The following is a 23,764-nucleotide window of genomic DNA, read 5'->3' as shown; positions in this document are numbered from 1 at the left end:
CAATTCATCGTGATTGTGATCTGACCCCCCATGCACGGAATTTGTGGCATACGTCACTGTCGGGCTGACGAACGTTCATTAGCAAAGATTTGCCTAGGCGTCAATGAGGATGTCTAGGCAAACTTTGCTGCAGCTCGAATCGTGCGGGCCGCGGGGCGGCCACGTATCCTGGCGCTGCCCGGGGCTGCAAGCAAAGACGGGGAGCGGTCATGATCTTCATCGTCGTCAAGTTCGAGACCAAACCGGAGTGGACCGATCGCTGGCCGGAACTGGTCTCCGCCTTCACGGCCGCCACTCGCGCCGAAGCGGGCAACCTGTGGTTCGAGTGGTCGCGCAGCCTGGACAACCCGGCGGAGTACGTCCTCGTGGAGGCGTTCCGGGACGGTGACGCGGGAGGCGTCCACGTCAACAGCGATCACTTCAAGCGCGCGATGCGCGAACTCCCGCAGGCGCTGAAGTCCACGCCCAAGATCGTCAGCCAGACCATCGACGCCGTGGGCTGGTCCGAGATGGGCGAGATGTCGGTCGATTAACCGACGACAACAGCGATTTCGTCGCTCAGCCGGTGCCCTGGGGCGAGCGGGAGCACGTCACCGCTCCAGAACTTCCCCGGGTCAAACCAGTTCGTGTCCTTATCCGTGACGAGCAAGCCCATTTCTTCGTAGGTGATCGCCACCGTCTCCGCGCAATACGCCGTCTCCAGGCTCATCTTGCGCTCTTGCCTGCGTCGCTGCGATTGCTCGCGAATCTTTCTGTCCACCAACGGGATCCCGCGCACCCAGTCGTTGATGGTCGGTAGTCGCCCGCGAAACCACCGGCCGGTCAACCGAGCGGTGGTCGGAAACGCGGTGCCGTCCATCCGCGCGATGACCCGCAGCAGCTTGTTCTCCTGTTCACGGGTGGCGTACGGCGTCAGCTGGCGCAGCCAGCACCGCTGCTGGTAGCGCTCCATCCATTGCCCGACCGCCTCGCGAAGATCGTTGAGCTGCACGCCGCGGTGGTTGGTGCCGGTCCACACGTCGATGAGTTTGTCGCCCAGTTCGGCGTGCCAGATCAACGGGGGCAGGTCGTCGATGGCCACGGTCATGCCGACGTGGTTCACCGGACTGTTCGTCAAGGTCTGGATCGCGCGGTCGGGTCGCGAGCGCCCGCGGAACAGCCACAGGTCGCCGGTCCGGGTCTCTTCCAGCGCCTGGTCCAGTGTCAGCATGCAAGCCAGCCTATGAGTGTCGAAGAACTTCGCGTGCGACCCTGCGCGCGTTGATGGCCGCCGGATAACCCGCATAGCCCGTCATGTGGTAGATCACCTCTTCGATCTCCTCGAGACTCAACCCGTTGTGCAGCGCGATCTGGAAATGGAGCTTCAGTTCGTCGCTGGCCCGCAGGGCGATGAGCGCGCCGAGGGTTACCAGGCTGCGAGAGCGCCGATCGAGGCCGGGCCGCGTCCACAGGGCGCCGAAAACGTGATCGAGGCTCATGTCACCGAGTTCGTCGGCAATGCCGCCATCGCTCAGTCCGGGGGCGTTGTCCGGGATGACGCCGGGCAACATCTCCTTGAGCGCATCCAGGCCCTCGGTTCGGGCGTCAGCCATCGTTGTCTGCCTTTCGTTTTCGTGGTTCCCGGGATATCTGGTAGTCGATGTATGCGTCCCAGTCATCGACGCGGCGGCGCAACTCGTCGACGACACCCGCGTGGGTGGGCACGAAGAATCGATTGCGCAGGATCGCGTCGGCGACCAGCTCGCCGACCGGCGCGGGGTCGAGCAACTCGAACTGCTCACCGGGAACGCGCAGCGGCGCCCCGTCGCCGAACGTCGGCACGACGGCGGCGATGTTGGTCAGCACCGGCCCCGGGCACAGCAGGGTGACGCCGATGTTCTTGGGGCGCAGATAAATTGCCAGGCCCTCGCTGATCTGCACGATGGCGGCCTTGGTGGCGGCATACGGGAGCCGGTCGTAGGAATAGGTGAAAAGCCCGGCGAAGGACGCGGTGTTGACCAGATGCCCGCTGCCCTGATCGAGCAGCAGCGGCAGGAAGGCGGCGTTGCTGCGTACCACCGACATCAGGTTGATATCGAGAATGCGTTGCCACTCGGTCACCGGAATGTCTTCGGGCAGGCCGTTCGTCAGCACGCCGACGTTGTTCACCACGATGTCGACCCGGCCGAATCGCCGCAGCGCGGCGTCCCGAACGCCGTCGAAGGCAACCGGATCGGAGACGTCGGCGGGCACAACGAGCACGCCGGCGTCGGTCAGACCGCCGGGGAAGGCCGCCAAGCGGGCGTCGTCGATGTCGACGGCCACGATGTGTGCCCCGCGTCCGGCGAGCGCGCCGGCGATGGCGCGCCCGATGCCGCTGCCCGCTCCGGTGACGACGGCGACCTTGTCGCGAAGGGTGTGCATTGCGGTAATAGCCTGTCAACCATGCGCAGCGTTTGGAAGTGGATCGGCCTGGCCGGTGTCGCCGGCGTCGTCGCCGGGGGGGTGTTGGTAGCCCGCGACCAACGCAAGCGACGTGCCTACACCGCCGACGAGATCCGCGCGCGGCTGCATCAGCGGCTGGCCGAATCCGACGGGGAGAGGTTTCAGTCGAAGTCGGGGTCGGCTTCGGGTTCGACGGCGAACAAGCGGTAGCTGCCCGAAAATCCTTTCAGTTCGACGTCACGGCCCTCGTCGAATCCGATGCCGTCGCAGTCGGCGACGGCATCCCGCACCGGTTCGCTGACCAGGATCTGGCCACCGACGGCCTCGGCGGCGACGCGCGCCGCCATCGCGACGTTGCGCCCGAACAGATCGTCGCCACGCCGCACTGAGCGGCCCATGTGGATCCCGATCCGAACCCGAATGCCGTCGTGCCGCTTGCGTTTTGCGTCCTTGTGCAGCGCCTGCTGGACGTCGAGGCCGCACCGCACCGCGTCCTCGGCGCGCGAAAACGCGATCATGTAGCCGTCCCCCTGGCTTTTGACGACGTGCCCGGAATGTTGCCGCACGAGTCCCGAAACGAGCTTGTCGTGCGAGCCGATCAGCTTGACCCAGGCGCGGTCGCCGATCCGCTCGTTGAGCGCGGTGGACTCCTCGATGTCGGAGAACAGGATCACCACCCGGCCGTCCGGGGTGACGCGGGCCAGGTCCGGCCGCTCCACCTCGGCCCAGTCGGCGAGGTCCTCGATCGAGCTGCGCACCGCCGCGCCGAAGCCCTCCTTGCGCATCACGTTGGCCGCGTTCCACACCCTCTTGACGGCTTCGCGGCCGCCCGACAGCAGCTGAGTGCGCGCGTCGGCCCTCTGCTGCAACTCTTCGACCTCGCGGCGGGCGCGCACCAGCAGGACCGAGAGAACGCCGATCGTGCCGGCTTCGACCGCGGCGATTCCGGCCAGGACGTAGAGCGCGATATGCAGGACGTCTCCTGCTTGGGAACCCACGCTTGGCATCCTGCCAAAGGCCGCGTTCGATTCGGGTTGTCGGGCCCAAATGCAATGTCTAGGGTTGAGCGCGGGCCGCCGCGGGTAGCGAATCTCAAGGGAGGTGCGCGTCTTGGCCGACGGTGATAGTTCGTCAAATCTGCTGGTGATATTCGGCATTACCGGTGATCTGGCCCGCAAGATGACGTATCGCGCGTTGTACCGGCTCGAATCGCGCGGCCTGCTCAAGTGCCCGATCATCGGTGTGGCCAGTGACGACATGTCGGTCGAGCAGTTGGCCGAGCGGGCGCGCGATGCCATCAAGGCCTCCGGCGAGAACCTCGACGACGCCGTGTTCGACCGGCTGGCGGGCCGGTTGTCCTACCTGCACGGCGACGTCACCGACCCCGAGCTGTACAAGGAGCTCGCCAAGCGGGTCGGCAAGGACTGCCGCCCGCTGTACTACCTGGAGATGCCGCCGTCACTGTTCGCGCCGATCGTCGAGAACCTCGCGAAGGTCGAGCTGCTGGAGCGCGCGCGCGTCGCGGTGGAAAAGCCGTTCGGCCACGACCTCGCCTCCGCGCGCGACCTGAACGCCCGGCTGCGCGCGGTGCTGGACGAGGACCAAATCCTGCGCGTGGACCACTTTTTGGGCAAACAGCCCGTCGAAGAACTGCAATACCTGCGCTTCGCCAACAACGGCCTCGCCAAGGTGTGGGACCGCGACAGCATCTCCGAAATCCACATCACGATGGCCGAGGACTTCGGGATCGAGGACCGCGGCAAGTTCTACGACGCGGTGGGTGCGCTGCGTGACGTTGTGCAAAACCATCTGCTGCAGGTGCTGGCCCTGGTGGCGATGGAACCGCCGGTCGGCCCGAGCGACGACGACCTGAACGACAAGAAGGCCGAGGTGTTCCGGGCCATGCCGGCGCTGGACGCGGAGCGCTGCGTGCGTGGGCAATACCGCGGCTATACCGACGTCGCCGGGGTGGCAAAGGATTCGCAGACCGAGACCTACATCGCGCTGCGCACCGAAATCGACAACTGGCGCTGGGCCGGGGTACCGATCTTCCTGCGCGCCGGCAAGGCGCTGCCCGAAAGGGTCACCGAGGTCCGGATGTTCCTCCATCACGTGCCCGGGTTCTCGTTTCTGCCCAACCGCCGGCCGCCCGAGCCCAACCAGATCGTGCTGCGCATCGACCCCGACCCGGGGCTGCGCCTGCAGCTGTCCGCCCAGGCCGGCAACTCGTGGCACGACGTTCACCTCGATTCGTCGTTCGCCGAAGACCTCGGTGAAGCCGTGCGGCCCTACGAACGGCTCCTCTACGCCGCGTTCAACGGCGACCGCCAGCTCTTCGCCCGGGAGGACGCCATCGAGGAAACCTGGCGGATCGTGCAGCCCGTGCTGGACAAGCCCGGCCGCATTCATCACTACGAGCCCGGCTCCTGGGGACCCGAGGCCGCGCAGTCGCTGCTGCACGGCCACCACAGCTGGCAGGAACCGTGGCTGCCCCACACCAAGCAGACGAAAGACTAAGGAGACGGGACAAGATGCAGCTAGGGATGATCGGCCTGGGTCGCATGGGCGCCAACATCGTTCGGCGGGTTGCCAAGGGCGGCCACGAGTGCGTGGTGTATGACCACAGCGCCGACGCGGTCAAGGCGATGGACGGCGAGGACAACACGACCGGGGTGTCCTCGCTGCAAGAGCTCGCCGAGAAACTCTCCACCCCTCGGGTGGTCTGGGTGATGGTGCCGGCCGGGACCATCACCACGGGAGTGATCGACGAACTGGCCAAAACGCTGGAGCCCGGGGACATCGTGATCGACGGCGGCAATTCCTACTACCGCGATGACATCACGCACGCAAAGACATTGTCGGAGAAGGGCATTCACTTGCTCGACTGTGGCACCAGCGGCGGAGTGTGGGGCCGCGAACGCGGCTACTGCCTGATGATCGGCGGGGACACGGATGCGTTCGAGCACGCGGAGCCGATCTTCGCGACCGTCGCGCCCGGGGTGGACGCGGCGCCGCGCACGCCCGGCCGCGACGGCGCCGTCGCACAAGCGGAAAAGGGCTATCTGCACTGCGGCCCGTCCGGGGCGGGGCACTTCGTGAAGATGGTGCACAACGGGATCGAGTACGGGATGATGGCCTCGCTGGCCGAGGGGCTGAACATCCTGCGCAACGCCGACATCGGCAAGCAAATCCAGCAGGGGGACGCCGAAACGGCGCCGCTGTCGAATCCCGAGTTCTACCAATACGACTTCGACATCCCGGATGTCGCCGAGGTGTGGCGCCGCGGCAGCGTCATCGGCTCGTGGTTGCTGGACCTGACCGCGATCGCGCTGCACGAATCGCCCGACCTGCAGGACTTCTCCGGGCGGGTCTCCGACTCCGGGGAGGGCCGCTGGACCGCCATCGCGGCGATCGACGAGGGCGTCCCCTCGCCGGTGCTGACGACCGCGCTGCAGTCCCGCTTTGCCTCACGTTCACTCGACGACTTCGCCAATAAGGCGCTGTCGGCGATGCGCAAGCAATTCGGCGGGCACGCCGAAAAGCCGGCTAACTAGCGGCGATCGCGAGCGCGGCGAAGCCGGGCGAAGCGGGTCGCCGCCATCGGGTCAGCCTCGTTCGACGAAGGCCACGACGGCCTCGCTGAACGCGTCGTTGTCGTCGCCGGCCGCGGTGTGCCCGGCGTTGGACAGCTCGACGAACTCGGCGCGCGGCACCTGCGTCAGGAAATGCTCGACGCCCTCGGGGCTGACGACGTCGGACAGCTTGCCGCGAATCAGCAGGACCGGGATCGTCAGGCCGGTCGCAGCGTGTTCGAACTTTTCGGTGCGCAGCTCCGGGTCGTCGCCCGGCTTGGTCATGAACGCCGGATCCCAATGCCAATACCAGCGCCCGTCGCGCAGCCGCAGGTTCTTTTTCAGCCCCTCGGGGCTGCGCGGCCGTTTGCGGTAGGGCAGGTAGGCCGCGACGGCGTCGGCGGCCTGCTCCAGCGTTTCGAACCCGTCGAGGCCGCTGAACATGAAATCGCGGATGCGGGCGCTCCCGCCTTTCTCGAAGCGGGGCACCACGTCGACGAGCACCAGTTGCGTCACCCGGTCGGGACCGGCGCGGTCGGCGGCGAGGATGCCGGTCAACCCGCCCATGCTGGCGCCGATGATCGCCACGGGCCGGCCGATGGCGTCCAAGATGTGCATGACGTCGGCGGTCAGCGTCTCGACGTCGTAGTCGGCGTCGGGCGAGCGGTCGCTGTCGCCGTGCCCCCGGGAGTCCAGCGCCACCACGTGAAACCCGTCGTCGGCCAGGATCTGGCCGGTGTTCTTCCAGGAGAACCTGTTCTGGCCGCCGCCATGCAACATCAGGATTGTGGGCCGGTCGGCCGCAGCGGCCGAGCCGCGGTTCCACTCGTCGGCGACGAGGGTGATCCCGTTGTGGCCGGAAAACTCGACCGTCTCATTGGTGCTGCTCACGGCGCTCACGGGTGTCCTCTTTCGTAGATCGCCCTTCGACGTTACCTAGGCAATCTATTCACCGCCGACGTGGGCCCCCGGTGGTAGCGGTGCGCCGGGGAAAAAGCTCGGCGAAGCTGCCGAACAGGATGCGGTCCCTGGTCTTGGCGTCCACGCCATCGAACAGCTGGTGCAGCGTGGCAGATTCACGCGACCGGGTGGTCTGACGACTCCCGGCTTAGCGCGACACATAAACGTCAGCGACGACACGCCGAGATGTGTCGCAACGGTTTATGCCTGGGGATCCGTCGCCAGGCATTGCGGTCGTCTTCGCCGCGATGAGTTCTCGCCGGCGCCGCGGTCTATCACTGAGACCGCCCATCAACGAATGCACAAGGAGTTGTCCATGCCCCCGATCACGCCCTCGCTGTGGTTCGACCACGACCTCGAGGAGGCGGCGGAGTTTTACACGTCGGTGTTCCCCAACTCGCGGATCGAGGGCCTCAACCGGACCACCGAGGCCGGCCCGGGGGAGCCGGGAACGGTCCTGTCGGGCAGTTTCGTGCTGGACGGCACCCGGTTCATCGGCATCAACGGCGGGCCGCAGTTCCCGCACAGTGAGGCGGTGTCCTTCACCGTCCACTGCAAGGACCAGGACGAGGTCGACTACTACTGGGAGCGGCTGACCGACGGCGGCGAGGAATCGCAGTGTGGCTGGTGCAAAGACCGCTTCGGCCTGAGCTGGCAGATCATCCCGGATCGGCTGTACGAGTTGATCGGCGACCCGGACCGCGCCCGCGCGGCGGCGGCCACGCAGGCGATGTACGGCATGCGCAAGATCGTCATTGCCGACCTGGAGCGGGCCGCAGCGGGCGAGTTCACTCGGTAAGCTGGCCGATCCACTCGATGGTGGCGTCGGTGATGGCCGGCACCTCGTCGGGGTCCTCGCAGCCGGCGACCATCAGCGACGACTCGGCCATGGTCGCCACCAGGATGCGGCTCAGGAGTTGTCCGCGCACCGACTTGTCCAGCTCCAGCACCGCCATCCAGCGGCGGAAGGCCGCCTGCATACGATCGCGACGGGCGACCTCGAACCCCGGAGGCGTGTCCCCGGACGTCAGCACGCGCGCCAGGTGCCGGTTTTCCCACATCGCCTCGAGGTAGGCGCGGACGTGCAGTTCGAAGATGCGCCGCGGGTCGGCCGCCTCGCCGGCCTGGCGCATCGCCTCCTCGATGCGGCGGTCGACGGCGGTGGCCATCTGTTCGAAGATCGCCAGGAACAGCTCGTTCTTGCCGCCGAAGTGGTGGTAGATGCTGCCGACGCTGGCGCCCGAACCGGCCACCACGTCGGCCATTGTCGCCGCGGTGAAGCCCCTGGTCGCGAAGACCTCGGTGGCCGCGTAGAGGATCCGCTGCTGGGTGGCGCCGGTCTTGGCCCACCGACGGGCCTGCGTTGGGGTCGCCATACCCCAGACGCTATCAGTAGACCACACCAGCTTCGAAAGTGGTTGGCGCCCTGAGGAACTGGGCAATTTTCCACCAGGGTCGGTGCGCATCGAGTGAACAGGCGTTAGGTTGGTCGGTGCGGACGCGCGCCGATGAGGGAGTGGACATGGCTGAAGACACCGAGCGAGCCCCCGATGGGTGAACCGGGCTGGCTCGACGTGCCCGGCCCGGCAGGGGATCTGAAGGCCCTGACGTGGGGGCCGCCGGATGCGCCGATCGCGCTGTGCCTGCACGGCTTCCCGGACACCGCCTACGGATGGCGCAAGCTCGCCCCGCGACTCGTGGAGTCGGGGTGGCGGGTCGTCGCGCCGTTCATGCGCGGCTACGCGCCGTCGTCGCTCCCGGCCGACGGCGACTTTCACGTCGGCGCGCTGATGGACGACGCCCTGCGGGTGCGCGCGGCCGCGGGCGGCACCGAGCGCGACGTCGTGATCGGCCACGACTGGGGCGCGATCGCCGCGACCGGCCTGGCCGCGATGCCCGACAGCCCGTTCGCCAAGGCCGTGATCATGTCGGTGCCCGTCTCCGCGGGATTTCGCCGGCGCGGCAGCGCGGCCGACCGGCTGCGGCTGCTTGGCCACCTGCCGCCGCAGCTGGTGCGCAGCTGGTACATCCTGTACTTCCAATTGCCTTGGCTGCCAGAGCGTTCCGCGTCCTGGGTGCTGCCGCTGCTGTGGCGGCGATGGTCGCCGGGCTATCGGGCCGACGAGGACCTGCGCCACGTTGACGCGGCCATCGGCACATCGGAGAGCTGGCGGGCGGCGCTGGGAACGTACCGGGCCACCATCCGCCACCCCCGGCCGCCGGCGGAGTATGCCGACCTGAACCGGCTGTGGACTCAAGAGCCGCTGCTGCCGTGCCTCTATCTGCACGGCCGCGACGACGGTTGCATGACATCGGCTTTCACCCGCTGGACGGAAAAGGCGCTGCCCGCGGGTAGCGAGGTCGCCATCGTCGAACACGCCGGGCATTTCCTGCAGCTCGAACAGCCGGACAAGGTCGCCAACCTGGTGCTGACGTTCATCGGCTCGCCCGGCTGACGCCATGGCGGCGCAGCGGATGGCCGCGGTCGATGCGCAGTTCTACTGGGTGTCGGCCAAAATCCCCGGCGACGAGTTCCTGCTCTACGCGTTCGACGGCGAACCCGCCGATTGCGCGGGCGCCGTCGAGCGGGTGTGGGCGCGGGCGCGCGCTTGCCCGGCCCTGGCGATGCGGGTCGCCGACCGCGGACGGCTGGCCTATCCGCAGTGGGTGCCGGCCGCCCTCGGGCCCGCGTGGGTGGTCGGCCACGACCTGGCTGACCCCGGTTGGCGGGAGTGCCTGGCGGCCGTCGTCGCCCTAGCCGACCACCAGTTGGACGTCCGGGCGATGCCGTCGCGGCTGCACGTGTTCACTCCGGTGTTCGGCATCCCGGGCGTTTCCGGGCCGGGCAGCGTCGCGGTCATGCAGGTCGCGCACCCGCTGGCCGACGGCGCCCGCGCCGCGGCGATGGCGGCGTGGCTGTTCGGGCGGGCGGCCCCGGTGCCCGAGGTGGCGGCGCCGACGGCGGGGTTCTTGCCCTGGCGGGCCGTCGAGGCGGCGCGCGCCCATCGCCGGCTGGTCCGCGACACCCGCGCCGGGCTGCTGGCGCCGGGGGCCGGGTCGCGGCCGCTGCAACCCACCAATGCCCGTCCCGGCCGCACCCGGTCGGTGCGCACGCTGGTGCGGCGCCGTTCGCAACTGCGCGGCCCGACGGTCACCGTCGCGGTGCTGACGGCGGTGTCCACGGCGCTGTCGAGACTGCTCGGCGAGGGGTCCGACACGCTGGGCGCCGAGGTTCCGATGGCCAAACCCGGTGCGCCGCGGGCGCATAACCACTTCGGGAACGTGGTCGTCGGGCTGTACCCGAAGCTCGACCCCGCCGCGCGCGTGGAACGGATCGCAGCCGACTTGGCGAACGGGCGGCGCCGCTTCGAGCACCCGGCGACCCGCGCCTCCGACCGGGCTTTCGCGGCGGTGCCCGCGGCGCTACTGCGTTGGGGCGTCGAGCAGTTCGACCCCTTCGTCCGGCCCACGCAGGTGGCCGGCAACACCGTGGTGTCCAGCGTCAACCGCGGGGCCGCCGATCTGAGCTTCGGCGGCGCCCGGGTCGTGCTGACGGCCGGATACCCGGCCCTGTCGCCGGTGATGGGGTTGACTCATGGGGTGCACGGCATCGGCGACACCATAGCGATCAGCGTGCACGCCGCCGAGTCGGCCATCCCCGACATCGACGCATATCTCGAGCTGCTCGACGCGGCGCTGTGAAAGTTATTGCGCGTCACCGGATCTCGCCGCCTCCGCGCGGGTCAGCCCGACGGCGCCGATCAACTCCTCGTGCAGCTCGAACCACACGGTGTGGTAGGAGTCGATGAGCGGCCGGCTCAGCCAGGCGGTATCGCCGGCTTTGACTTTGTCCAGCGCGGCAACCAGTTTCGTCGCGTAGGCGCCCAACCGCGGCAACTGGGCCGCGGCCGCCTCGATGATCGGCACCACCCGCGCGTGCACCTCGTCGAGGCGGGCCAGCACCGCGGTGTCGTACTCCGCGTCATCGTGGGCGTTGGGCGCGGCACCCTTGACTTGCCAATCCGTGACCAGCGACTTGAAATCGGCGTTCACCGGCCGAAAGTCGCGGTAGGCGGCGGCGATCGCGGCCGCGTCGATTCCCCGGCGCTCCTCGGCGAGCAACGTCTCTAGCCGGGCGCGACCGCTGGGGCTGATCCGCAGGGTCGCGTCGTCGACCAGCAGCCCTGCCGCGGTGAGCCGCTCGACGGGGTCGGCGAGGCCGCCAAGATCCCGGCCCAGGGTCGCGGCCAGCTCGGCGGGACGCACCCGGCCCTTCAGTCGGACCGCCTGCAGCACCGCCAGTTCGGTCATCCGGCGACCTCGGCCGTCAACCGGATCGCGGTCAGCATGACGGTCAGCGGGTTTGCGGAGAGCACGTCGGTATGGCCGGCCTCCAGGGCCGCGCGCACCGCGGCATCGGAGGTGTCATCCAGCCTCGGGTGGTCGCCGGTGGCATGGGCGCGCAGCGGGCTGATGCCCCGTGCGATGCCGGCCAGCTCGCGCAGCTCCGGCGTGTCGCTCTCCGACCAGGCCGACGGGCTCAGATTGCCTTCGCGCACTTCGCCTTCGTAGCCGTCGACGGTGATCTGCTTGCCGGCCAGCGCTGCGGCGGCGCCGCGACCGCAGCCCACCACGGCCACCCGACCAAGTTCGCGGCTGACCACCGCCGCGTGGCTGGCGGCGCCGCCGACCTCGGTGACGATGCCCTGGGCGGACAGCATCCCCAGGACGTCCTCTGGCCTGGTGTGGTCGCGCACCAGGATGACGCGCTCGCCCCGGTCGGCGGCGTCCAGCGCCTCGTCGACGTCGACGTACGCCCTACCCGATGCCACGCCGGGGCAGGCGGGCAGGCCCTTCGCCAAAAGGGGTGCGGCCAAACGCGTTTCGGGCTGCAAGGCGGGACGCAACAAAGCCGCTACGTGCACCGGGGTCACCCGGCGCAGCGCCTCGGCATCGTCGATCAGCCCCTCGCCGCGCAGTTGCAGGACCAGCCGCACCGCGGCCTGCGCCGAGAGCTCGGCCGCCCGCGTCTGCAGCAGCCACAACGTGCCGCCATCGACGGTGAACTCGATCTCCTGGATGTCCGACGCGAGCCGCTCCAGGCCGCGGGCGGCGTGCGTCAGCTGGTCGTAGACGGCCGGTTGCTCGTCGCGCAGGGCGGAGATCGGCGCGACGTCGACCAGTCCCGAAACGACGTCGTCACCCTGGCCGCCGGGCAGCCATTCGCCGAAGGGCTCGTCGGCGCCCGTGATGGGGTTGCGCGAAAAGAACACCCCGGCACCGGAATCGGGGCCGCGGTTGCCGAACACCATCGCCTGCACGACGACGGCGGTGCCGCCCCCGCCGTCGAGGCCGTAATGGGCGCGGTAGGCGACCGCGCGGGGCGAATCCCACGAGGCGAACACCGCCTGGATGCCGGCGCGCAGCTGCGCGTAGGGGTCGGCGGGTGCGGATTGCCCGACGACCCGCTCATACATCGCCGTGAATCGCCGTCGGGTGTCGCGGGCGAACTGCGGGCCGCCTTCGGAGGTGAGCGCCTGCTCGACGGCGTCGTTGATGCCCACGTCCAGGATGGTGTCCATCATGCCGGGCATCGAGTGGGTGGCTCCCGAACGCACGCTGACCAATAGCGGCCGCGGGCCCTCGCCGAACGTCCGTGCGGTTTCCGTCTCCAGCCAGCGCATCCGGTCGAGCACGTCGTCCCAGATCGCGTCGATCGTCGCCGCGGGGTCGGCGAGGTAGTCGAGGCCCACCTCGGTGGTGATGCAGAACGCCGGGGGCACCGGCAGGTTCTGCCGGCGCATCGCGTCGATGCCGTGGCCCTTGTTGCCCAGCAGCCCGCGCGGGTGCCGCGCGCCGCCGTTCAGCTCGACCACGGGATTGATGCGGGTCGTGGTGCACCCCCTCGTCGTGCGGCCCGACCTGTCGGGGCCTTCCCGGCAGGCCCCGACGAGTATGTCAGGACCGCCCGCGCAGCAGCCCGAAACCGAAGCTCGTGCCGAACCCGCGGCGCAGCGCCAGGTGAATCCAGAGCAGCCCGTAGGGCTCGAGCAGCCGTGCCAGCGTCAGGTCGCCGACGTCGACCGTCTCGAAACCAAGCTCGGCGACCAGGCCGGCGGTCACCGACTTGGCCTCGTCGTCGTCGCCGCAGATGAACATGACGGGTTCGCCCGGCAACTGCGGCCCGTCCATCATCGCGGCGCCGATCTGGTTCATGGCCTTGCAGACGCGGGCGCCGGGCGCCCACTTCGCCACTTCTTCGGCCCCGGAGGTGACGAACCCGACCTCGAGCCCGGCCACGTCGGGGGTCAGCGGATTGGTGCAATCGATGAGGACCTTGCCCGACAGGTCACCGCACCCCTGCACCGCCGCCCGCGTGCCCCGCCACGGCGTGCACAGCACCACGACATCGGCCGCGGCCGTCGCGAATTCGTTGGTCTCGACGGCGTCGAGCGACGCGTATTTGGGGTCGTCGGGGTTGCGGACGCCGAACATGACCCGGTGGCCCCGGTTGCGCCACGCGGTGCCCAACGCGTTGCCGACGTTGCCGGCGCCGATGATCGCGATCTTGATGTCGCGCGCTCCTTTCCGGGTCGCGAGGGCTACCCGCTAGGTTTGCACCTATGAATGTGTATGACGTCGGGTTACTGATCCTGCGGCTGGTGCTGGGACTGACGCTCGCCGCGCATGGCTTCAACAAGTTCTTCGGCGGCGGCCGCATACCGGGCACCGCGCGCTGGTTCGAGAGCATCGGCATGAAACCCGGCAAGTTCCACGCCACCGTGGCCGCGACCACGGAGATGGCCGCCGGGCTGGGCCTGGCGGCCGGGCTTTTGACGCCGATCCCGGCCGCGGGCTTCGTCTCGCTGATGCTGGTCGCGGCCTGGACCGTGCACCGCGCCAACGGCTTCTTCATCGTCAAGGAGGGCTGGGAGTACAACCTGGTGCTGGCCGTCAGCGCCATCGTGGTGGCCACGCTGGGCGCCGGGCGGTTGAGCCTGGACTGGGTGATCTTCGGCAAGAACTGGTACGACGGCTGGCCCGGCCTGCTGATCTCGGCGGGACTCGGTCTTGCCGGCGCCGTCGGGCAGTTGCTGATCTTCTACCGGCCGCCGGTCAAACAGGCGGGCTGAGCGCCGGCCGCGAGCGTAACGCCACTGCGAAAATCGGCCCGATTTTTCGCAGTGGCGTTACAGTCGCGCAGCATCCGAGGCGCCCAGCTGGGCTAGGGCTTCCCGTTGTTCCCGTTCTGGCCGAGCAGCACCCCGGCGGTGCCGCCGGTGCCCGGTGTCCCGGTCGGGTTGCCCGGGTTGCCGCCGTTGCCGCCGTTGCCGCCGTCGCCGATCGCGACGGCGCTGCCGCCATTGCCGCCGGTGCCGCCCGCGCCGCCGGAACCGGACCCGCCGGCGCCGCCGTCGCCGCCGTTGCCGATCACCCCGCTCTTGCCGCCGGCCCCGCCTGCGCCGCCGGGGGTCAGCGGGCTGGCGCCCGCAAGTCCTCCTCCGCCGCCGGCGCCGCCGGAGCCGGTGAGCATGCCGGCGTTGCCGCCGGCGCCGCCGGCCCCACCCCTGGAATCGCCGGCGCCGCCCGCGCCGCCGAACCCGCCGTCGCCGAACAACGTGCCGCCGTTGCCGCCGCTGCCGCCAGCCCCGGCGGTGCCGTCGCTGCTCCCGCCGGTGCCGCCGGCCCCGCCGGTGGCGCCCATGCTCCGCACGCCCGCGTTGCCGCCGCGCCCGCCGGCACCGGCGGCGGTTTGGCCGGCTCCGCCGGAGCCGCCGGCACCGCCGCCGCCGAACAGTCCGCCGTTACCACCGGCGCCGCCGTTGCCGCTGCTGCCGTTGAGGTTGCTGAATCCGCCGGCGCCGCCGCCCCCGCCGTCTCCGGACAACATGCCGCCGGCGCCGCCCGCCCCGCCGGCCCCGCTGGTGAGGCCGAAGCCGCCGTCGCCGCCGACTCCGCCGCGGGCGAACAGACCTCCGGTGCCGCCGGCGCCGCCGGCCCCGCCCGTGCCGGTGACGGCTGTGCCGGGTGTGAAGGCCACGGAGCCCGCGCCGCCGTCCCCGGCCGCGCCGGCGAACAGGCCCGCGTTGCCGCCGGCCCCGCCCGCGCCGCCGTTGGCGCCGGCCGGTGCCCTGCCGCCGGCTCCGCCGGTTCCGCCGGAGCCAAACAGCGCGCCGTCGCCGCCGGCCCCACCGGCGCCGCCGTTGCCGGTCGCCGACGCGCCGCCAGTGCCGCCTGCACCGCCGGAGCCGAACAGTCCGCCGCCGGCCCCGCCGTGGCCGCCGGTGGCGCCGGCCGCCCCGGAGCCGCCGGTCCCGCCGTTGCCGAACAGCAGCCCGCCGGGCCCGCCGGCGGCCCCGGTGCCGGGAGCCCCGTTGGCGCCGTTGCCGATCAGCGCGTGCCCGGTGGCTGCCTGGACGGGTGCGTTGATCGCGTTGAGCGCCTGCTGCTGCAGGGTGTGCAGCGGGTTGGCGCTGACGGGGGCGTTGGAGCCGTCCAGGCCCAGCAGCTGTCCGCCGATGCCGCCAGCGCCGGTCGTGCCCCGCGTCGCGCCGAGGCCGCCGTTGCCGCCGTTGCCGCCGTCGCCGATCAGCATGCTGTTGCCGCCGGCTCCGCCCGCACCGCCGGTGCTGCTGGTTGCGCCCTGGCTGGTGCCGCCGTTACCGCCGTTGCCGCCGTCGCCGATGAGGCCCGACCTGCCCCCGGCGCCCCCGGCCCCGCCCTGAGAGGTCAGGCCGTCTCCGCCGGCGCCGCCGGCACCCCCGGAGCCGGTGAGCATGCCGGCGGCGCCGCCCGCGCCGCCGCGCCCGCCGGTCTGGGGGCCGAAGCCGCCGTTGCCGCCTGCGCCGCCGTCGCCGAAGAGCAGCCCGCCGTTGCCGCCGGCGCCACCGGCCCCGCCGATGCCGACCACCGGGGTGATGCTTTCGCCGCCGGCGCCGCCGGCGCCACCCGCCCCGAGGCTGAGCATGCCGGCGTTGCCGCCGGCTCCGCCGGCCCCGCCGAAGGTTGAGCCGTGCCCGCCGGTCCCGCCGTCTCCGCCGGCCCCGAAGATGCCGCCGGACCCGCCGGCTCCACCCAACCCGCCGGTGCCGCCATTTGTGGCTCCGCCGCCTCCGCCGCTGCCGCCGGCGCCGAACATCCCGCCGGTTCCGCCGGCCCCGCCGGTGCCGCCGGTCCCGCTCACGCTGGTTCCGCCGAGCCCGCCGGCGCCCCCGCTGGAGAACAGGCCGCCGTTGCCGCCGGCGCCCCCGTCCCCGCCGGGACGGGTGATGCTGTCGCTGCGCCCGCCGACGCCGCCCGTCCCGGCCGCGCCGGAGAGCATGCCGGCGTTGCCGCCGCCCCCGCCGTTCCCGCCGGTTCCCGCGTCCGAGCTACCGCCGGCCCCGCCGACGCCACCCGAGCCGAACAATCCCGCGGACCCGCCGTGGCCGCCGTTGCCGCCGGTGCCGGCCAGGGCCAAGGGGGTTCCGCCGGCCCCGCCGGTCCCGCCGTTGCCGATCAGCCCGGCGTTCCCGCCGTTGCCCCCGTTGCCGCCGTTGTTGCCGCCGCCGGTGCCCGACCCGCCCGCGCCGCCGTTGCCGATCAACCAGCCGCCGTTCGTCCCGTTCTGCCCCGTCCCGGGGGCGCCGTTGACGCCGTTGCCAATCAGCGGGCGCCCGGTCGCCGCCTGGACCGGGGCGTTGATGGCGTCGAGCAGGCTCTGCAGCGGGGACACGTTGGCCGCCTCCGCGCCGGCAAACATCGCCCCACTGGCGCTCATGGTCTGAACGAACTGTTGGTGGAACGACGCGGCCTCGGAGCTCAGCGCCTGGTAGGCCTGGGCGTGCCCGGAGAACAGCGACGCCAGCACGGCGGACACCTCGTCGGCGCCGGCGGCCAGAATCCCGGTGGTCGGGGCCGCCGCGGCCGCATGCGCGACGCTGAGCGCCGATCCGATGCTCTCCACATCCGCCGCCGCCGCCGCCACCAGCTCGGGGGCCACTATTACCAACGACATCGTTGTCCTCCCGGTCGTCATCGAGCGTGGGGCGGATGCGCGTCGTGCCCATCCGGACGCTCGTCTGGAATCGAATTCAGGATGCGGGGGATGCGCCGACGGAACGTCGGTCAAAGCTCGTAATAGCGCACGCCCGGGGGTCGTAGATTCGCGCGCCGGCGGCGCTTAGCTGCGGCCGGCGACTTCCTGGGCGAGCTGCACGCGGGAGTTGATGCCCAGCTTCGCGTACACATGCGTGAGATGGGTCTGCACCGTGCGCCGGGAGATGAACAGCCGGGCGGCGATCTCGTTGTTGGCCAGCCCCTCGGCCACCAGCCGCGCGACGTCGCGCTCGGTCGGGGTGAGGGAGGCCCAGCCGCTCGTCGGGCGCTTGCGCTCCCCGCGGCCGCGGCGCGCGTAGGCGATGGCCTCGTGGAGGGACAGCCCGGCTCCCTCCGCCCAGGCGCTGTCGAAGTCCTGCTCGCCCATGGCGTCGCGGAGCGCGGCGACCGACCGCTCGTGGTCCGCGTCGTGGATGCGGTACCGCACCGCGCCGATTAGCCCGCGAATCTGGTCGGCCGCGCCGAACAGCCGCGCGGCGTCGCGATGGCTCTGGCCGTCCGCGGCCAGCCGCCCGAGGCACTCCAGGATGTCGGGGACGGCCAGGTGCGCCTGGCACTCCGCGGCGCAGCCGAGCGCCTTGTGCGCGTCGCGCTCCGCCTGGTCGGGTTCGCCTTTGGCGATCGAGATGCGCGTCCGCGTGGTGAGCGCCCGGGCCAGGTGCCAGCCCGCCGACGCCGCGACCTGTTGGTCGGCCCAGCGCCGGGCCTCGACGAGATCGCCGCGCGCCAGGGCCACGTCGGCCATCGGGTTGACGATCGCCGCGCCGAGCTCGCCCTGCGCGCTCAGGCGTTGCTGGGCAGCTTCGCTCGCTTCGGTCGCCGTCGTCAGATCGCCGGCGGCCGCCGCCGCGGTGACCAGGACCGCGTAGCTGAATCCCTCGTTGTAGGGCCAGAGATCGCCGGCCGCATCCAGCGATGCGCGGGCGGTGGCGGCGGCCGCGCTGGTATCGCCCTGGAAAGAGAGTGCGAGGCTGAGGCTCAGTCGGGCGCCCCACCTGAACAAGACGTCGTGCGCCGCGTCCGCGTCGGCGGTCACCGCCTCGAATTGCTCCACGGCCTCGGCCAGATCGCCCTTCATCATGTGCGCCAAGCCGAGGGTCCAGCGGCACGAGCGCGCGTGGAACCGGTCGCCGATCGCGTCGGCGATCTCGCATCCCTCTTGGGAGGTCTCTTCCGCGGCGATCGGGTCACCCGCGTAGAACGCGCCGTTGGCCTGCCAGGTCAGGATCTGCGTCAGCCGCCACTGGTCATCGAGCGCGCGTGCGATGCCGATCGCCTCGGCCAGGTACGGGCGGGCCGCGGCGGCGCTGTAGGAAGCGATCGCGCCGCAGGCGGTGAGCGCGCGCGCCAGTAGCGCGGCGTCGTCGATCTCGCGGGCGATCGCCACGGCTTGCTGCGCCTGCTCGAGGTTGTCGCCGATGCTGCGCGACGCGTCGAGGACCGCCTTGTCGGCGAGGGCGCGCCCGCGCACCACCGCCGAGATGTCGGAGTGCCGCGCGTCGTGCTCGGTGAGGGTGGCGTCGAACCAGGCCAGCCCCTCTTGGATGCGGCCCCGCGTCTGCCACAGCGGTTGCAGCGACGACGTCAGCTCCAGCGCTTTTTCGATGTCACCGGTTTGGCGGCTCCACGCGAACGCCGCCCGCAGGTTGTCGATCTCGATCTCGACCTGTTCGATGCGGCGGTGGTGGTCGGTGTCCGCGGCGCTGTCCAGCAGGGCGGCCATCGCGGCGTAATAGTCGCGGTGACGCGCGTGGACCTCGTCGGCTTCACCGGATTCCTGCAGCTTGGCCATCGCGTAGTGACGCACCGTGTCGAGCAGCCGGAAGCGCGTGCGATCGCCGGCGTTTTCCGCAACGACGAGGGACTTGTCCACCAGCTGGGCGAGCCGATCGAGGATCTGGAGTTGCTGCGCGGGGTCGCCATCGCCGATGACCCGCGCGGCCTCGAGGTCGAAGCCGGCCCGGAAAACCGCCAGCCGGCGAAAGAGGATGCGCTCCGGTTCGCTCAGCAGCTCGTGGGACCAGTCGACGGATTCACCCAACGTCCGTTTGCGCCGCGTCCCGGGACGGACGCCGGTGACCAACCGGAACCGGTTACGCAGCCCGTCGAGGATCTCGGTCAGCGACATCATCCGCACTCGCGCCGCCGCCAGCTCGATCCCCAGGGGCAGGCCGTCCAGGCGGTCGCAGATCTCGCGCACCGCGCCGGTGTCGTCCACGGCGATGCCGAAGTCGGGCCGGGCCAGGCGCGCACGGTCGACGAAGAGCTCGATCGCCTCGTCGGCGAGCGATAGCGACGGCACCCGCCAGGTCACCTCACCCGCCACCCCGATCGGCTCGCGGCTGGTGGCCAGGATCGTCAACTGCGGGCACGCCTCCAGCAGCGCGGCCGTCAGGTCCGCGCACTCGTCGATCAGGTGCTCGCAATTGTCCAGAACGAGCAATACCCGACGATCGCCGAGGAACCGCACCAGCGTGTCCGTCGCCGAGCGGCCCGGCTGGTCCGGGAGGCCGAGCGCGCGGAGCGCCGCGACCGGCACCACCTCCGGGTCGGTGACCGGCGTCAGGTCGACGAACCACACGTTGCCGTCGAACTCGGCCGCCGCCTGCGCCGCGACCTGCACCGCCAACCGCGTCTTGCCGACACCGCCTGCGCCGGCCAGGGTCACCAGCCGGTTTTCGTACAGGGCCTTGACGACGTCGTTGGTGAGGGTGACGCGACCCACGAACCGCGTCAGCTGCACCGGGAGGCCGTGCGGGACGACGCTGCCGGTGGTGCGCAGCGGCGGGAACTCGACGTCCAGGTCGGAGTGGCAGAGCTGCGCCACCCGCTCGGGGCGGGGAAGGTCACCGAGCTGATGGGCGCCCAGATCGGTCAGCCAGGCGTCGGCCGGTAATTGGTCGACGACAAGGTCGCGGGTGATCCCCGAGAGCAGGATCTGCCCGCTATGCGCCAGCTCGCGGAGGAGAGCCGCCCGCTCGGGCGTCGAGCCGACGTAATCGCCGGCGTCGTCCAACTGGACCTCTCCGGTGTGCAGGCCGACGCGCAACCGGATGGGCGCCAGCGGCGCGCGCTGCAACTCCACAGCACACGCCACCGCGTCGGTCGCGTGCGCGAAAGCGGCCATGAAGCTGTCGCCCACGCCCGGCTCGATTGCCAGCACACCGTCGTGGGCGGGGACCACCTCGGAGGCGGCGCGCTCCAGGAGCACGAGCGCCGCCGTCATTTGCTCCGGCTGGGACTCCCATAGTCGCTCGGAACCATCGAAATCGGCGACAAGCAGGGTCACCGTTCCGGTGGGCATGAACTCCCTGACACCAGGGTCACTCCTGTTCCATGACCGTATGCCCCCGTGCACCTCAGTTTCGCTCATGCCACCCACCCAGGGTCCAATACCAACCGAAAACTATTGAGGTCATCGAGGCGGCGGAGCGAGCCACGGCCGGCCCGCGGACACCGGCTGCCGGTTTGCCGCGGACGGTCCTACGACCCCGCGCCGGGCTGCAATTACGACCCCTCATGCTGACTATCTACGCGATTAGACCGACGTTAGTTCGACGTCGGACCCCGCATATTTGACTCGCTTGGAATAAAAGTCGGGCCCGGAATCGCAATTCGCTGCGCTTTCACCGATCGCCCGGACGGCTTGGGAGCGGGAGGACGGCGATGTCGTACCTGATAACGGACCCGGAGGCGCCGGCGGTGCCGTCGGCGGATCTGGCGGACGTCCGTTCGGCACCGAGCGCGGCAAACGCGGCGGCCACGACTGATGGCGAAGGACGGTTGTGATGGATTTCTTGATGTTGCCGCCGGAGATCAATTCGGCGCGGATGTATCTAGGTGCGGGTCCGGGGCCGATGTTGGAGGCGGCGGCGGCCTGGGAGGGGTTGGCCGGTGAGTTGGGTTCGGCCGCGAGCTCTTTCGGGTCGGTGACGTCGGGGTTGGCGGGCGCGGCCTGGCAGGGCCCGGCGTCGGCGGCGATGGTGGGGGCTGCGGCGCCGTATCTGGGGTGGTTGTCGGCGGCGGCGGCGCAGGCGCAGGACGCGGCGGGCCACGCGCGGGCGGCGGCGTCGGCGTTTGAGGCGGCGGTGTCGGCGACGGTACATCCGGGGGCGGTGGCGGTCAATCGCAGCCAGTTCGTGTCGTTGGTGCGGTCGAACCTGTTGGGGTTCAACGCCCCGGCGATCGCGGCGGCCGAGGCGCAGTACGAGCAGATGTGGGCGGCCGACGTGTCGGCGATGGTGGGGTATCACGGCGGGGCGTCGGCGGTGGCCGCGCAGCTGACGCCCATGGCGCAGGCGCTGCAAACCCTGCCCGGGCCACTGGGTCAGGTTCAGGCGGCCCTCGCGAACTTCAACCTGGGTGCGGGCAACGCCGGCAGCGGCAACGTGGGCGGCGGCAACAAGGGCAACCAAAACTTGGGCAGCGGCAACAACGGCAGCCAGAACGTGGGCAGCGGCAACATCGGCAACACCAACGTCGGTAACGGCAACAACGGCGTCGGCAACATCGGTAGCGGCAACCGCGGCAACCAAAACCTGGGCGCCGGAAACGCGGGCAACAACAACACCGGCTTCGGGAACGCCGGCGTCGGGAACATGGGTAGCGGCAACCTCGGCAACACCAACGTCGGCAACGGAAACCTGGGCAGCGGGAACGTCGGCAGCGGAAATCGCGGCGACTCCAACATGGGCATCGGGAACCGCGGCAGCAACAACGTCGGCATCGCGAACACCGGCACCCACAACTTCGGCTTCGGCAACACGGGCAACAACGACATCGGCTTCGGGCTCACCGGCGACAACCAGATCGGCTTCGGCGGGCTGAACTCGGGGACCGGGAACATCGGCTTCGGCAACTCGGGCACCGGCAACATCGGCTTCTTCAACTCCGGCACCGGCAACGTCGGCCTCTTCAACTCCGGCAACCACAGCTTCGGTTTCGAAAACTCGGGCAGCTTCAACACCGGCTTCACGAATTCGGGGCAGGGCAACACCGGCTTGTTGAACAGCGGCTTCAGCAACTTCGGTGTCGGCAACGGCGGTGCGAACAACATGGGGATGCTGAACGGCGGTTCGCAGAACTTCGGAATGGGCAACTCTGGTTTCCAGAACACCGGCAGCGGCAACGCGGGCTCCCTCAACACCGGGGACTTCAACACGGGCAACTTCAACACCGGTTGGGGCAACTCGGGTGCCAGCAACACCGGTGGTTTTGACTCCGGCAACTTGACCACCGGTTTCGGCAGCACGGTCACCCCGGTCGGCGTCAAGAGTTCCGGCTTCGGCACCACCGGCCTCGATTCGTCGGGCTTCTTCAACTCCGGCGGCGACACCTCCGGCTTCCAAAACACCGGCCTCGCCTTCGAGTCGGGCTTCGGCAATTCGGGCAACGGCAACAATGTCGGGATCAACAACGCGGGCAGCTTCCTGGCCGGCATCGGAAACACGGGCTTCGACAACATCGGCATCGGCAACTCGAACGTCTTCAACTCGGGCATCGGCAACTCCGGCAACGACGACTCGGGCTTCTTCAACAAGCGCGACGCGCAATCGGGCTTCTTCCAATAAGGACTGTGATGTCAGACTTTTCGTTGCTGCCGCCGGAGATCAACTCGGCGCGGATGTACGCCGGGGCCGGGGCCGGGCCGTTGTTCACGGCGGCGACCGCCTGGGACGGGCTGGCCGCCGACCTGCGGGCGTCGGCCTCGTCGTTTCATTCGGTGATCTCGGCTCTGATCGGCGGTCCGTGGTCGGGCCCGGCGTCGGAGGCGATGGCGGCCGCGGCGGTGCCGTACGTGTCGTGGCTGGCCGGGTCGGCGGCACAGGCCGAGGCGGCGTCGGCGCAGGCGCAGGCGGCGGCGACGGCGTTCGAGGCGGCGCAGACCTTGACGGTGCATCCGGCCGCCGTCGCGGCCAATCGCACGCAACTGATGGCGTTGGTGGCGACCAACTTTCTAGGGCAGAACACGCCGGCGATCGCGGTCACCGAGTTCCACTACGTGGAGATGTGGGCTCAGGACGTCGCCGCGATGGTCGGCTACCACGCCGGCGCGATGTCCGTGGCGGCGTCGTTGACGCCGTTCGCGGCGCCGCCAATCAGCCTGGCGGGCTTGGTATCCCAGGCCGTAGACGCCGCCTCGCCCCTGGCGGGCCTCGTGCAGTCGCTGGTTTCCGGGACGCCGCTGCAGTCGCTGTCGTCGCTGGCGCAAGTCGCGACGCTCCCGGTCAGCATGCTGATGTCCCCGATCATGTCGCTGGCGCAGGGCGCGAACGCCGGCACCGCGGGACTGGCCAATGCCGCGACGGTCGGTGCTGACGTCCCGAAGTTTGTGAGCAGCACCGACCCGGCCATGAAGCCGTTCGGCGGAGGAGCGGGCCTGGGGCCGACCGTGTCGGCGGGCTTGGGCCAGGCCCGGCTGGTGGGCGCGATGTCGGTGCCACCGACGTGGCAGGGTTCGACGCCGGCCCGCATGGTCAGTGCGGCCATGTCAGGGCTGGGCGGTGAAATGCCCGGTGCCGCGGGGGGAGTCGGGCCCGGCACGGGCGGTATGCCGATGATGCCGATGCCGATGGGCGGCGGGATGGGCGGTGGAATGCCCGGCGGGATGTTGGGCCGCGGCGGGGCCAGTCCGCATGTGATGCAGTCGCGGCCGACCGTGGTGCCGCGCGTCGGGGTCGGATAGGGCGGGGGTGAGCGGTCGGGTTTTT

Annotated in this window: 21 protein-coding genes; 10 read left to right on the top strand and 11 right to left on the bottom strand. The window is 70.4% G+C overall.

Translation table 11 applies throughout. From position 1 onward, the window contains the following. Positions 1 to 209 precede the first annotated feature (209 nt). On the top strand, positions 210 to 533 hold the full coding sequence (locus tag A5787_RS11355; protein ID WP_066966110.1) for a putative quinol monooxygenase: 324 nt from the start codon (positions 210 to 212) through the stop codon (positions 531 to 533). Here the strand turns inward: A5787_RS11355 and A5787_RS11350 are convergent. Genes A5787_RS11350 through A5787_RS11340 form a run of 3 tightly spaced genes read right to left on the bottom strand, consistent with a single transcriptional unit; the run spans position 530 to position 2,403 of the window. Then, positions 530 to 1,210: a guanylate cyclase gene (locus tag A5787_RS11350; protein WP_066966107.1), complete on the bottom strand. Its 681-nt coding sequence runs from the start codon at positions 1,208 to 1,210 to the stop codon at positions 530 to 532. The genes A5787_RS11355 and A5787_RS11350 overlap by 4 nt on opposite strands. 10 nt (positions 1,211 to 1,220) lie before the next feature. Further along, on the bottom strand, positions 1,221 to 1,592 hold the full coding sequence (locus A5787_RS11345; protein WP_066966104.1) for a carboxymuconolactone decarboxylase family protein: 372 nt from the start codon (positions 1,590 to 1,592) through the stop codon (positions 1,221 to 1,223). Continuing rightward, the gene (locus A5787_RS11340; protein WP_066966100.1) at positions 1,585 to 2,403 is read right to left on the bottom strand and encodes an SDR family oxidoreductase; all 819 of its coding nucleotides are present in this window, start codon (positions 2,401 to 2,403) and stop codon (positions 1,585 to 1,587) included. Before A5787_RS11340 ends, A5787_RS11345 begins: the two co-directional genes overlap by 8 nt. 21 nt (positions 2,404 to 2,424) lie before the next feature. Here A5787_RS11340 and A5787_RS11335 point away from each other — a divergent pair, with 21 nt between their 5' ends. Next, entirely contained in the window at positions 2,425 to 2,634 is a 210-nt protein-coding gene (locus tag A5787_RS11335) for a hypothetical protein (protein ID WP_066966097.1), read from the top strand. On the opposite strand, the gene A5787_RS11330 is transcribed toward A5787_RS11335, so the two are convergent. Beyond that, positions 2,586 to 3,422 carry an adenylate/guanylate cyclase domain-containing protein gene (locus A5787_RS11330; RefSeq protein WP_231993934.1) on the bottom strand — a complete coding sequence of 279 codons (837 nt, stop codon included), beginning with the start codon at positions 3,420 to 3,422 and terminating at the stop codon, positions 2,586 to 2,588. The genes A5787_RS11335 and A5787_RS11330 overlap by 49 nt on opposite strands. Before the next feature lie 112 nt (positions 3,423 to 3,534). On the opposite strand from A5787_RS11330, the gene A5787_RS11325 reads away from it, so the two are divergent. Both A5787_RS11325 and gnd read left to right on the top strand, forming a co-directional pair. Then, positions 3,535 to 4,941 carry a glucose-6-phosphate dehydrogenase gene (locus A5787_RS11325; RefSeq protein WP_066966337.1) on the top strand — a complete coding sequence of 469 codons (1,407 nt, stop codon included), beginning with the start codon at positions 3,535 to 3,537 and terminating at the stop codon, positions 4,939 to 4,941. A gap of 14 nt (positions 4,942 to 4,955) precedes the next feature. Beyond that, positions 4,956 to 5,978 (top strand): phosphogluconate dehydrogenase (NAD(+)-dependent, decarboxylating), encoded by a 1,023-nt coding sequence (gene gnd, locus A5787_RS11320; RefSeq protein ID WP_066966091.1) that lies wholly within the window; start codon positions 4,956 to 4,958, stop codon positions 5,976 to 5,978. A gap of 51 nt (positions 5,979 to 6,029) precedes the next feature. On the opposite strand, the gene A5787_RS11315 is transcribed toward gnd, so the two are convergent. After that, positions 6,030 to 6,896, bottom strand: coding sequence for an alpha/beta fold hydrolase (locus A5787_RS11315; RefSeq protein WP_066966088.1), 867 nt, complete (start codon positions 6,894 to 6,896; stop codon positions 6,030 to 6,032). Between the two features lie 376 nt (positions 6,897 to 7,272). Between A5787_RS11315 and A5787_RS11310 the strand changes: the two genes are divergently transcribed. After that, a complete protein-coding gene (locus tag A5787_RS11310; RefSeq protein ID WP_066966334.1) occupies positions 7,273 to 7,755 on the top strand; it encodes a VOC family protein in 483 nt (160 codons plus the stop codon). On the opposite strand, the gene A5787_RS11305 is transcribed toward A5787_RS11310, so the two are convergent. Then, a complete protein-coding gene (locus A5787_RS11305) occupies positions 7,745 to 8,332 on the bottom strand; it encodes a TetR/AcrR family transcriptional regulator (protein ID WP_066966085.1) in 588 nt (195 codons plus the stop codon). The two genes, A5787_RS11310 and A5787_RS11305, sit on opposite strands and share 11 nt — an antisense overlap. Positions 8,333 to 8,506: 174 nt before the next feature. Here A5787_RS11305 and A5787_RS11300 point away from each other — a divergent pair, with 174 nt between their 5' ends. Together A5787_RS11300 and A5787_RS11295 are read left to right on the top strand one after the other, a co-directional pair. Beyond that, the gene (locus A5787_RS11300; protein WP_066966082.1) at positions 8,507 to 9,412 is read left to right on the top strand and encodes an alpha/beta fold hydrolase; all 906 of its coding nucleotides are present in this window, start codon (positions 8,507 to 8,509) and stop codon (positions 9,410 to 9,412) included. Positions 9,413 to 9,416: 4 nt separating this feature from the next. Next, positions 9,417 to 10,658 (top strand): WS/DGAT domain-containing protein, encoded by a 1,242-nt coding sequence (locus tag A5787_RS11295; protein ID WP_066966079.1) that lies wholly within the window; start codon positions 9,417 to 9,419, stop codon positions 10,656 to 10,658. A gap of 3 nt (positions 10,659 to 10,661) precedes the next feature. Here the strand turns inward: A5787_RS11295 and A5787_RS11290 are convergent, their stop codons facing one another. From A5787_RS11290 to A5787_RS11280, 3 genes are read right to left on the bottom strand one after another with little or no spacing between them, the layout of a single operon-like run. Next, positions 10,662 to 11,267, bottom strand: a complete 606-nt coding sequence (locus A5787_RS11290; RefSeq protein ID WP_066966076.1) for a hypothetical protein — start codon at positions 11,265 to 11,267, stop codon at positions 10,662 to 10,664. Beyond that, positions 11,264 to 12,913, bottom strand: a complete 1,650-nt coding sequence (locus A5787_RS11285; RefSeq protein ID WP_369829107.1) for a pyruvate, phosphate dikinase — start codon at positions 12,911 to 12,913, stop codon at positions 11,264 to 11,266. The genes A5787_RS11290 and A5787_RS11285 overlap by 4 nt, the downstream gene beginning before the upstream one ends. A gap of 1 nt (position 12,914) precedes the next feature. Further along, positions 12,915 to 13,523: an NADPH-dependent F420 reductase gene (locus A5787_RS11280; RefSeq protein ID WP_255361719.1), complete on the bottom strand. Its 609-nt coding sequence runs from the start codon at positions 13,521 to 13,523 to the stop codon at positions 12,915 to 12,917. 56 nt (positions 13,524 to 13,579) lie between these two features. Here A5787_RS11280 and A5787_RS11275 point away from each other — a divergent pair, with 56 nt between their 5' ends. Further along, positions 13,580 to 14,089, top strand: coding sequence for a DoxX family protein (locus A5787_RS11275; RefSeq protein ID WP_066966067.1), 510 nt, complete (start codon positions 13,580 to 13,582; stop codon positions 14,087 to 14,089). 92 nt (positions 14,090 to 14,181) lie between these two features. Here the strand turns inward: A5787_RS11275 and A5787_RS11270 are convergent, their stop codons facing one another. Beyond that, positions 14,182 to 16,953: a PE family protein gene (locus A5787_RS11270; protein WP_066966064.1), complete on the bottom strand. Its 2,772-nt coding sequence runs from the start codon at positions 16,951 to 16,953 to the stop codon at positions 14,182 to 14,184. A 165-nt stretch (positions 16,954 to 17,118) separates the two neighbouring features. Continuing rightward, positions 17,119 to 20,358, bottom strand: a complete 3,240-nt coding sequence (locus A5787_RS11265; protein WP_231993932.1) for a LuxR C-terminal-related transcriptional regulator — start codon at positions 20,356 to 20,358, stop codon at positions 17,119 to 17,121. Positions 20,359 to 20,842: 484 nt separating this feature from the next. On the opposite strand from A5787_RS11265, the gene A5787_RS11260 reads away from it, so the two are divergent. Both A5787_RS11260 and A5787_RS11255 read left to right on the top strand, forming a co-directional pair. Continuing rightward, a complete protein-coding gene (locus A5787_RS11260) occupies positions 20,843 to 22,624 on the top strand; it encodes a PPE family protein (protein ID WP_066966057.1) in 1,782 nt (593 codons plus the stop codon). 8 nt (positions 22,625 to 22,632) lie between these two features. Next, positions 22,633 to 23,739: a PPE family protein gene (locus A5787_RS11255; protein WP_066966054.1), complete on the top strand. Its 1,107-nt coding sequence runs from the start codon at positions 22,633 to 22,635 to the stop codon at positions 23,737 to 23,739. The last annotated feature ends 25 nt before the right edge of the window (positions 23,740 to 23,764 follow it).

Source organism: Mycobacterium sp. 852002-50816_SCH5313054-b (genome assembly GCF_001667185.1).
Classification (GTDB): Bacteria; Actinomycetota; Actinomycetes; order Mycobacteriales; family Mycobacteriaceae; genus Mycobacterium.
Note: the sequence above shows the minus strand (reverse complement) of the source record. Positions and strands in the feature narration are given on the sequence as shown.

Coding starts and splice junctions, on each gene's coding strand:
- A5787_RS11355 (WP_066966110.1), top strand. CDS start 210: ATGATCTTCATCGTCGTCAAGTTCGAGACCAAACCGGAGTGGACCGAT.
- A5787_RS11350 (WP_066966107.1), bottom strand. CDS start 1,210: ATGCTGACACTGGACCAGGCGCTGGAAGAGACCCGGACCGGCGACCTG.
- A5787_RS11345 (WP_066966104.1), bottom strand. CDS start 1,592: ATGGCTGACGCCCGAACCGAGGGCCTGGATGCGCTCAAGGAGATGTTG.
- A5787_RS11340 (WP_066966100.1), bottom strand. CDS start 2,403: ATGCACACCCTTCGCGACAAGGTCGCCGTCGTCACCGGAGCGGGCAGC.
- A5787_RS11335 (WP_066966097.1), top strand. CDS start 2,425: ATGCGCAGCGTTTGGAAGTGGATCGGCCTGGCCGGTGTCGCCGGCGTC.
- gnd (WP_066966091.1), top strand. CDS start 4,956: ATGCAGCTAGGGATGATCGGCCTGGGTCGCATGGGCGCCAACATCGTT.
- A5787_RS11310 (WP_066966334.1), top strand. CDS start 7,273: ATGCCCCCGATCACGCCCTCGCTGTGGTTCGACCACGACCTCGAGGAG.
- A5787_RS11305 (WP_066966085.1), bottom strand. CDS start 8,332: ATGGCGACCCCAACGCAGGCCCGTCGGTGGGCCAAGACCGGCGCCACC.
- A5787_RS11300 (WP_066966082.1), top strand. CDS start 8,507: ATGGGTGAACCGGGCTGGCTCGACGTGCCCGGCCCGGCAGGGGATCTG.
- A5787_RS11295 (WP_066966079.1), top strand. CDS start 9,417: ATGGCGGCGCAGCGGATGGCCGCGGTCGATGCGCAGTTCTACTGGGTG.
- A5787_RS11290 (WP_066966076.1), bottom strand. CDS start 11,267: ATGACCGAACTGGCGGTGCTGCAGGCGGTCCGACTGAAGGGCCGGGTG.
- A5787_RS11275 (WP_066966067.1), top strand. CDS start 13,580: ATGAATGTGTATGACGTCGGGTTACTGATCCTGCGGCTGGTGCTGGGA.
- A5787_RS11270 (WP_066966064.1), bottom strand. CDS start 16,953: ATGTCGTTGGTAATAGTGGCCCCCGAGCTGGTGGCGGCGGCGGCGGCG.
- A5787_RS11265 (WP_231993932.1), bottom strand. CDS start 20,358: ATGCCCACCGGAACGGTGACCCTGCTTGTCGCCGATTTCGATGGTTCC.
- A5787_RS11260 (WP_066966057.1), top strand. CDS start 20,843: ATGGATTTCTTGATGTTGCCGCCGGAGATCAATTCGGCGCGGATGTAT.
- A5787_RS11255 (WP_066966054.1), top strand. CDS start 22,633: ATGTCAGACTTTTCGTTGCTGCCGCCGGAGATCAACTCGGCGCGGATG.